Origin of the sequence: Acinetobacter sp. 226-1, from assembly GCF_030329325.1 — a bacterium.
GTDB classification, from domain to species: domain Bacteria; phylum Pseudomonadota; class Gammaproteobacteria; order Pseudomonadales; family Moraxellaceae; genus Acinetobacter; species Acinetobacter sichuanensis.
Map to the genome: position 1 here is coordinate 1 of NZ_JACANU010000045.1, position 2,740 is coordinate 2,740.

Consider the following 2,740-nt stretch of genomic DNA (forward strand, 5'->3'; position numbering starts at 1 on the left):
TGTTTTCGACATCCCGTTCCAGCAGGCCTTGCCGTTCCAGATAGCGACCCACCCGGTGGGCGATGGTGTGCGTCAGCGGCACTGTTGCAAATAACCACGAATGGTAAGCTGAAGACTGTTTTAGCTAAAGGTGCAGCATATGAATCCTTTCCATGGTCGGCATTTTCAGGGCGAAATCATTCTTTGGGCTGTGCGCTGGTATTGTAAATATGGCATTAGCTATCGTGAACTGCAGGAAATGCTGGCCGAACGGGGTGTGAATGTTGATCACACGACTATTTACCGTTGGGTTCAACGTTATGCTCCTGAAATAGAAAAACGTTTACGCTGGTATTGGCGTAATCCTACAGATCTGAGCTCGTGGCATATTGATGAAACCTATGTAAAAGTGAATGGACGATGGTCTTATCTGTATCGTGCAGTCGATCAACGTGGCGATACCATTGATTTTTATCTTTCTTCTAGACGTAATACCAAATCAGCATATTGTTTTCTTGGAAAAATTTTAAATAATGTGAAGAAGTGGCAAATTCCACAAGTGATCAACACGGATAAAGCACCCACATATGGACGTGCTTTATCACGGTTAAAACGGGAAGGTAAATGTCCACCAGACCTTGAGCACAGGCAGATTAAGTATAAAAATAACGTGATTGAATGTGATCATGGCAAGCTAAAGCGGATCATCAGGGCCACATTAGGATTCAAATCTATGAAGACGGCTTATGCCACAATTAAAGGTATTGAAGTCATGCGTGCACTACGTAAAGGACAAGCATCGTCATTTTATTATGGTCAGCCTCAGGGTGAAGTGTGTCTAATCAACAGGGTTTTCGGTCTCTAAGTACTTTTTAAAGGGAACATCATCGACTCAAATCTCTATTTGCAACAGTGCCGAATTTATACCCCATTGACCATTGCCACAATTTTTTCCTTTGCAGCCAATGAAGAACTCAAGGTCGAAGATCACAGTGGTTTAATTGAAGAAGAGTCTGCAGATATCCCGACCAAAATCAGTCAGTCCAATCGAGACAAGCTTGATCAATACATTGCTGAATACAATGCCAAATTTGGTCAGAACTACAACTCAGGCGATGAGTTCTATGCTTACTATCGTGACATTGCCAATCGAGTACGCAAAAAAGAAATTGATATCCTGCTTGTGGTGAATATGTTCCTAACTGGTTTTGACTCAAAACCACTCAACACCCTGTATGTCGATAAGAACCTTAAATATCACGGTCTAATCCAAGCCTTTTCACGTACCAACCGTATTCTGAATGCAGACAAACCATTCGGTAATATCCTGTGCTTTCGTAACTTAAAGCAAGCTACAGACCAAGCCCTCACCTTATTTTCAAACAAGGATGAAGCACAAAAAATTGTCCTAATCCCAAGTTTCGATAGCATTAAAGAAAAGTACAATGCTGCGGTTGCCCACTTACTCAGTATTGCCCCAGATCCGGACCAAGTACCCAATACGCTAGAAACTGAAGAACAACAATTGGAATACGTCAAAGCCTTCCGTGAGGTAATGCGGATCAATGCACAATTGGAAAACTTTGTAGAGTATGACCAAGATAGTACCGATTTAAACAAAGCAGAATTTCAGAAACATACCTCACAGTACAAATATCTGTACAACAACGTCCGTGTGGTCCAACCTAAAGACAAAGTATCGGTCCTCAATGACGTCAATTTCCAACTTGAACTGATCCACCGCGATACCGTAAATGTCGGTTATATCCTGAATTTACTGCAATCGGTGGTTAATCATAAAGATCCTGAAAAGAAGCAGCAGTATCGTTCCCAGGTACAAGATATCATCTCGACCAATCACAACTTGTACGACAAACAAGAGCTGATTCAAAAGTTTCTAGATGAAAACATTCCACGGATGGCCAATGGTCAAAGTGTTGAAGAGGCCTTTGCTCAGTTTTGGGATGTAGAAAAAGAGAAGGCTCTGGATGAACTATGTCAAAAAGAAGCCATCAAGCCTGAGATATTTAAAACGGTGCTCAGCCAATATGAATACACTAAACGTCTACCTAGCCGTGAAGATGTCAAAGACTTACCGATTAATCGTCCTAAGATCTCAGAACGGAAGACCCTGATGAATACCTTAGTTATCAAAACTCGAAACTTTATTGAAAAGTTCTATCTAGGTTTATAAACATCCCAGAATCAAAAAATGCCTGAAGTTCAGGCATTTTTTACATCATTATTCATCGCTTAAAAATAATTAAAAAACGAGAGTTTTAATCTTCTGAATACGATTTAATTTTTTCAAAAATTGGATAGAAATCCAATCCCTCATCTTTCATCGTAGAAATCAGCGCAACAATTACAGCAATATGTGTAGGCACGACACCTTGTTTACTATAGTTCGTAATTGAATTAGGTTTCATGTCCAATAATTCAGCAAATTCTTTAATAGAAAGCCCTGCTTTACCGATAAGACGTTGAAATTCAGTATATGGCATTGGAGTAAATTTATAGAAATGGTGTTTTGAAATTATAGCATAGGGTTATATTTACATAAAAACACATAAAATTATGTGGCAAACACATAAAATTATGTGTTATAAATAGCTTATCAACTAATCTATTTACCATCTATATAGGAGAAATCATTATGTATTCAGGCACTGTTGCAAAGTTAGCGATGAGGCAGCCTTTTGTCTTATTCAAAGGCCTTACATTTCAAAAACTCTGCTTACCAGGCGCATTTCGCCCAGGG

2 protein-coding genes and 1 pseudogene are annotated in these 2,740 nt (G+C 39.5%); 2 read left to right on the forward strand and 1 reads right to left on the reverse strand.

Translation table 11 applies throughout. The features are described from left to right. Positions 1-139 precede the first annotated feature (139 nt). Complete coding sequence (locus HX124_RS17930; RefSeq protein ID WP_001067784.1) at positions 140-844, forward strand: IS6-like element IS1006 family transposase; 705 nt, start codon at positions 140-142, stop codon at positions 842-844. Positions 845-889: 45 nt separating this feature from the next. Next, a pseudogene (locus HX124_RS17935) lies at positions 890-2,173 on the forward strand (type I restriction endonuclease subunit R, EcoR124 family); the annotation flags it as partial. A gap of 85 nt (positions 2,174-2,258) precedes the next feature. Here the strand turns inward: HX124_RS17935 and HX124_RS17940 are convergent. Beyond that, positions 2,259-2,483, reverse strand: a complete 225-nt coding sequence (locus HX124_RS17940; protein WP_180041982.1) for an XRE family transcriptional regulator — start codon at positions 2,481-2,483, stop codon at positions 2,259-2,261. Between the last annotated feature and the right edge of the window lie 257 nt (positions 2,484-2,740).